The sequence below is a fragment of the Alteromonas profundi genome, assembly GCF_010500865.1.
Classification (GTDB): Bacteria; Pseudomonadota; Gammaproteobacteria; order Enterobacterales; family Alteromonadaceae; genus Alteromonas; species Alteromonas profundi.
This window is the reverse complement of the sequence record NZ_JAAAWN010000018.1, coordinates 73,174-79,676: the sequence shown is the minus strand read 5'-3', so window position 1 is coordinate 79,676 and position 6,503 is coordinate 73,174. Positions and strand designations below refer to the sequence as shown.

Genomic DNA, 6,503 nt, shown 5'->3' with positions numbered 1-6,503 from the left:
AAATGTTGCAACGGGATATGTGTTCAGCAATTACGCTAAATAGCTATGTACATGAGCCGTATACGAGGCCCGTATGTACGGTTCTGTGAGAGGGATGAGGCGGTAACGCCTCACCCTACTCGATATGCGCGTTGGTTTGAACTTGGATAAGCGTTTACCCCGTAAGATTTCTAGACGCTTGTTCGATTCAAGCAGCTTTTACGGGCGTTAAACGTAATTGCGAACTATAGGCACCCTGTTAAGCATTCGCCTTAGATTAGGTATCAATGGGTTAAAAACAGCATTAGGGTATAGAACAATGCGATAACGCTAGAAAGAACGAGAATATAAGTAAACCCTTGTTTGCCCTGTGACAGCGTGTAGCCATTCGTTTTTAAGTAGCCAAACCACAGTAACGAAAGAATAAGTGGTACAAGTACAATTATTTTTAACACGCCATAACTCCAGCAATATAGGTTTGTATTTTCTATATTACTACGCATTTAGACAAGTAAAAGTGCTTCTTTTCACCATTGCGGATACTGACCGCGGGATCCTCGGTACACACACTCTTGCAAACTTATTTTTAAACACAAATCCATGGCGTGCAGTGAAGTGAAGCGTCAAGACTCCTTGTGGACAAGTCCTATTTCTAAACACAGCATAATTTGCTATACATCGACCCTGCTATGCGCTTTGCTGTAAGTTGCCTTCGGTTAAATAGCGTTTGCGCTTTTTCTCCGTTAGGGTATGCATATCCACTACCACTAGCCCATCAATGCAATCATTAAAATCCGGGTCTACATTGAACCCTAAAAAGGCCACACCGCCCTCAGTACTTATTTCACTGTATTGCTTATACAAGGTAGGTACATTTACCCCCATATTGGCAAGCAGGTGCTTTAGTTGCTTAAATTCGTTTTTATAGTCGTCGCCGTTAAACGTAAGAAGGCTGTTTGGGCCCAGTTCATAAGGTAGTTTGCATTCTACCTCGGCAAATTTAGGCGGAAAGTAAGTGGAATAAAACTGGACGATCAGATCTTTTGCAGGTTGGGGGTATGCGTTACTTAATGTCACTGCGCCAAATAGGTAGCGGTATTTAGGGTAGCGGTTAAGGAATGCGCCTATGCCAAACCATAGGTAGTCTAGGCTGCGCTTACCCCAGTAACGAGGCTGTACAAAGCTTCTTCCAAGCTCAAGGCCTTGTTTAAACATTTCACTATCATTCTGATGATAGTCGAATAGGGTTGCGGTATAAAGGCCTGTGGGGTGGTCAGGCTGAGTCAATACTTCCGCGTCCCCAAATCGATAGGCGCCAACAATTTCTAAATCCTCCTCATCCCATAAGATAAGGTGGTAGTAATGGCTATCAAACAAATCAATGTCTCTACGTTTGTTTGTGCCTTCTCCTACCGCGCGAAACGCAATTTCCCGCAAACGGCCAATCTCCCGCATTATCGGTGAGCAACTTACGTGCTGGTAAAGGTAAATAGATTTACCGTCAGACGTATGGCCTAAATGTTCACATTGCTTCATGGCTTGTGATAGTGCTTTTCTATCTTCTGCTTTGGCTATAGGTGTTTGAGTAGCGAAGATACCCTTTTTATTGCTTCCAATTCGATATAGATGGCGTTTAAACAGTTTAACCTGATCTTTTAACGAGATGGTCATCTGTTGGTATGCTGAAAAGGGAATAAGCTCGCCAATACGCATAGGTAGATGAGTTTTACGCTGCTTGAACATTTCCTTCACAAGTAGCGCGGTAGCAAGGGGTTTATACAGCATAGAAACACCGTAAAATAATGGGCTATTTTTGCCGTCTATATAAACCGGAAGAATAGGGGCTTTGGCATGACGTGCCATGCGCAAAAAGCCTGAGTGCCAACGTGTGTCTCGCACGCCCTGTGGGCGTAACCGAGAGACTTCACCGGCTGGGAAGATTAAAATGGCACCATCGCTATTTAAATGCGATTGAATAGCGGATAAATGTTGTTTTGGCGTGCCACCATGCATGTTATTAACCGGCAACAACATATTGTGTAGCGGAGAAATTGCCATCAGCATATCATTGGCTACCACTTTTACGTCTTGACGAACCTCACTTAAAAGCTTAATTAACGCCAGTGCGTCGAGGGAGCCAATAGGGTGATTGGCAATGATAACCACTCTTCCTTCGGTAGGAATACGTTCTTTTTCTACGTCTCGTGTAGAGTAGCTGATGTTAAAATATTCAAGCACTTGCTCAACAAAGTCGATGTCGTCGAAGTGAGGGTAGGTTTCACCAAATTCAGCAATTTCTCTTTCATGCAATAGGTGGCGTAGTAGAAAAGAAAGAGGTTTAAACAATAGAGGATTGCTTGCCACCTTTGGGTAATGTTTATTCAGAACTTCATTCACTGTAAACATACTATTTCTCAGTTATTTTTTTTGCCGTGAACAATAATGGGGTTCTACGGAGCACTAAGGCATTGTGTGCTAAATGTACGTTATGCCGCACGAGATGAGGTCGGCTTAGCGGGAAGGTGAGTGACTTTATCTGCTTGTGCATCCATTGTGTCTAGGTAATAGATAAGTGACAGTTCACCTTCATGGGTTTCCACTAACGCACTGCAGTTCTCTACCCAGTCGCCATCATTGATATAATGAATACCATTTTCTATGGTGCTCTGTGGGTGATGGATATGGCCACAAATAACGCCGTCTACCCCCAATTGCTCGGCGCGATGACAGCAGGCCTCCCTGTAGCGTGCAATTGCTTGGTTGGCCCCTTTGATATGCTTTTTAATGTAACCGGCCAGTGACCAGTACTCTCGTTTACGCCAGCCTCTAAAACGGTTGTATTCGCGGTTGAGAAATAACAGAAGGTCATAGCCCTTATCACCAATCCAAGCATGAAATTTACCTAAGGTAACTTCGCCGTCGCATTGGTCGCCGTGAAAAACCAAATATTGTTTCCCTTCAGCGGTGGTGTGAATTAATTGGCGCTCTATCTCTATATCGCCAAATACCATGCCCGAGTATGATTGAATGGGCTCGTCATGATTACCGGGCAAGTAGACCACTCGGGTTCCCTGCTGGCTCATTTGCATGAGTTTATGCAGCACTTGATTGTGGGCTTTAGGCCAACGAAATTGCTTCGTCATTTGCCACATATCGACAATGTCGCCCACTAAGTACAAAGTATCGATACTCACACTATTAAGAAACGCCAGAAGGTAATCGGCTTTACAGTCACGGTTTCCTAAGTGTATGTCCGATAGCCACAAAGTACGGTAGTGAGTTTTGGTCATTGTCTGCTCCCAATGCATCTACATTTAGGCGCTAAGCGGTAAGCACCCGTATTTGTAGCGACACTATAGGGTGGGTTATTGACAGAAACGTGACGTTTGTTTGACCGTTAGGTTACAGGTTTAGATAAATTACTGCTTTATGGCTACTCCACATTCTATAACTTTTAGGAGAGTGAAGGCGCTAGCTAGGCGGTAATCAATCACACTGTGAATAGTAAACTATAAATAGCTATCATCTCTCTTTACGCTCAGTTATATACACTGGACGTTCACATTATCGGGACGACAAGAATGACAATAAGACAAAATATTCTGATTACTGGCGCCAGTTCAGGACTTGGCAAGGGCATGGCCATTGAGTTTGCGAAACAAGGCTGTAATTTGGCGCTATGTGCCCGCCGCCTTGATTTACTAGAAGCACTGCAGGCAGAGTTGCTTGTGGTTAACCCCAAAATTAAGGTTTTTATTCGCCCGCTAGATGTTAACGATCACGACGGGGTTTTTGAGGTCTTTGACCGCTTCAAACAGGACCTAGGGAAACTCGATAGGGTGGTGGTGAATGCGGGAATGGGTAAGGGGGCCTCGATTGGCACTGGCTTTTTTAATGCTAATAAGCAAACAGCCATTACAAACTTTGTATCTGCTTTGGCGCAGTGCGAAGCGGCTATGGCAATCTTTAGGGCGCAAAACAGCGGCCATTTAGTGACGATTTCCTCTATTAGTGCGGTACGCGGCTTTAGGCGCGCGATGACGGTGTATGCGGCCACAAAGGCTGGGTTAACGTCAATGACAGAAGGCATACGGATGGATGTCATGAATACACCTATAAAAGTAACTTGCGTGCATCCGGGTTTTATTCGCAGCGAAATAAATGAAAAAGTAGAGAAAGTACCGTTTATTGTCGATACCGATGTAGGGTGCCGAGCAATGGTTAACGCCATTAATAAGGAAAAGGCGGTGGCTTACGTGCCGCGTTGGCCGTGGTCGTTATTACACTGGGTAATGCGTATTGCGCCAGCAAGCAGTATACGAAAGATGAGTTGATGGGGTAAAGATAAGTAGAAATAAAAAAAGCGCCAAAAGGCGCTTTTTTAACTACTAACCGTTAAGATTAGCCTAGTGCTTTAATTTGTGCAGCTAGACGGCTCTTATGACGAGCAGCTTTGTTCTTGTGAATCAAACCTTTAGTAGCCATTCTGTCAAGAATCGGAGTGGCAGCAGCTAATGCAGCTTGTGCACCTTCTTTATCGCCGCTAGCGATAGCAGCTACTACTTTCTTGATGCTTGTACGAGTCATGGAGCGACGGCTAGCATTGTGCTGGCGACGCTTTTCGGCTTGGATTGCACGTTTCTTAGCAGACTTAATGTTAGCCAAGGTGTAACTCCCAAAATAAATTCATGTCAAAAACGAGGGTGCGGATTGTGCCTAGCAAACACGTAAATGTCAAACGATTTTATCCCTAAACACATAACTGGGTTAAGAACACATCGTTTAGGGCATTTATATGCATCACGGCCAATCTTGCTACCCACAACGGGCGCGGATTATAGCAAAATAATCCAACAAGATGCACTTATATTTTTAATAAGACGTTTCCCAAGTATCAGGCATTGGTTATTATGGTGCGCTTTAGTTCCCCCCCTTACATTATTTATAGGAAGACATAAGTGTCACGGAAGTTAATTAAGTCTGGACTTATCGTCAGTGTGATGACACTGCTTTCTCGAATTTTGGGTTTAGCAAGAGATGTGGTGGTTGCCCGGTTAATGGGGGACGGCGCTGCAGCGGACGTATTCTTTTTTGCAAATAAAATTCCTAATTTTCTGCGCCGCCTTTTTGCTGAAGGCGCTTTTGCTCAAGCCTTTATACCGGTACTCACAGAAGTACATCAGCAAGACGATAAAGCCGAGTTACGCGCGTTCGTTGCTAAAGTATCGGGTACTTTAGGGGCAATTGTATTTGTCGTCTCCATTTTGGGGATAATAGCATCGCCAGTATTAGCCGCGCTTTTTGGCACGGGATGGTTTATCGAATGGCTAAATGGTGAAGCGGGGGGGAGTAAGTTCGAACTCGCTTCTTTAATGCTAAAAATTACTTTTCCTTACTTAGCGTTTATTTCACTAACAGGTTTGTCGGGCGCTATACTCAATACACTTAATAAATTCGCTGTTGCTGCATTTACCCCTGTGTTGCTCAATGTTTGTATCATTGGGTGTGCGCTATGGCTAGCGCCTTCTCTTAGCCAACCAGCCTTCGCCTTGGCGTGGGGGGTGTTTATCGGCGGCATCGTGCAGTTTAGCTTCCAGTTACCTTTCTTGTTTAGGGCGGGCTTGTTAGTAAAACCCCAATGGGGCTGGCACGATCCTAACGTGGTAAAAGTTCGCACCCTTATGATCCCCGCCTTATTTGGGGTTTCGGTAGGCCAAATCAACCTATTATTCGACACCTTTATTGCCAGCTTTTTAGTAACAGGCTCAATAAGCTGGCTATATTACTCTGATAGGCTCCTTGAGTTCCCATTAGGCCTCTTTGGTATCGCCATTGCGACTGTTATCTTGCCTACACTTTCTCGCAATCATGTGGTCAAAGATGCTAAAGCATTTTCGGCCAATATAGACTGGGCCTTTAGAATGGTGTGCTTACTGGGTATTCCCGCTGCAGTGGGGCTCGCGACTATGGCGCGCCCCATATTAACAGTAATATTCCAGCGTGGAGCCTTTACCGCAGAAACCGCTATTATGGCATCTTATTCACTTACCGCTTACGCTTTTGGCTTGTTGAGCTTTATGTTGGTGAAGGTGCTTGCGCCAGGCTTCTATTCACGGCAAGACACGAAAACACCCGTGAAATTTGGCATTTGGTGTATGGTAGCCAATATGGTGTTTAACCTTATTTTCGCTATCCCCTTTGGTTACATAGGCTTGGCCATCGCCACCAGTTTGTCAGCTACCTTAAATGCGACCTTGCTCTATATTACCTTGCACCGCCAAGGCGTATTTTGTTTAAGCCGAACCTCGGTGTTGTTTATTGCCAGAATACTATTGGCAAGTAGTGCCATGGGAGCGGTTATTTATTATCGAGACATGGGCCTCGCCTTCTTTGACTTAGCGTTTTTACAACAGGTTTGGCAGGTCAGCATTACTATTGGCTTATCAATAGGTGTGTTTGCGTTGAGTATGCTGATATTAGGGGCAAGGCCCCGTCATTTTAGAAGTGGCGGCGGCTGATATTGG

General features: G+C 44.7%; 6 protein-coding genes. 2 read left to right on the top strand and 4 right to left on the bottom strand.

The annotated features are described in order from the left end of the window. Window positions 1–263: 263 nt before the first annotated feature. From GTH32_RS19380 to GTH32_RS13520, 3 genes are all read right to left on the bottom strand, one after another. Window positions 264–434, bottom strand: a complete 171-nt coding sequence (locus GTH32_RS19380; RefSeq protein ID WP_246223257.1) for a hypothetical protein — start codon at window positions 432–434, stop codon at window positions 264–266. A gap of 232 nt (window positions 435–666) precedes the next feature. Beyond that, window positions 667–2,385 (bottom strand): bifunctional ornithine lipid synthase OlsF, encoded by a 1,719-nt coding sequence (gene olsF, locus GTH32_RS13525; protein ID WP_163086592.1) that lies wholly within the window; start codon window positions 2,383–2,385, stop codon window positions 667–669. Window positions 2,386–2,465: 80 nt separating this feature from the next. Then, window positions 2,466–3,269 carry a UDP-2,3-diacylglucosamine diphosphatase gene (locus tag GTH32_RS13520; RefSeq protein ID WP_163086589.1) on the bottom strand — a complete coding sequence of 268 codons (804 nt, stop codon included), beginning with the start codon at window positions 3,267–3,269 and terminating at the stop codon, window positions 2,466–2,468. A 291-nt stretch (window positions 3,270–3,560) separates the two neighbouring features. Between GTH32_RS13520 and GTH32_RS13515 the strand changes: the two genes are divergently transcribed. Then, window positions 3,561–4,313: an SDR family oxidoreductase gene (locus GTH32_RS13515; protein ID WP_163086586.1), complete on the top strand. Its 753-nt coding sequence runs from the start codon at window positions 3,561–3,563 to the stop codon at window positions 4,311–4,313. Window positions 4,314–4,380: 67 nt separating this feature from the next. On the opposite strand, the gene rpsT is transcribed toward GTH32_RS13515, so the two are convergent. After that, window positions 4,381–4,644 (bottom strand): 30S ribosomal protein S20, encoded by a 264-nt coding sequence (gene rpsT / locus GTH32_RS13510; RefSeq protein ID WP_163086583.1) that lies wholly within the window; start codon window positions 4,642–4,644, stop codon window positions 4,381–4,383. A gap of 293 nt (window positions 4,645–4,937) precedes the next feature. Between rpsT and murJ the strand changes: the two genes are divergently transcribed. Continuing rightward, a complete protein-coding gene (gene murJ / locus GTH32_RS13505; RefSeq protein WP_163086580.1) occupies window positions 4,938–6,497 on the top strand; it encodes a murein biosynthesis integral membrane protein MurJ in 1,560 nt (519 codons plus the stop codon). The last annotated feature ends 6 nt before the right edge of the window (window positions 6,498–6,503 follow it).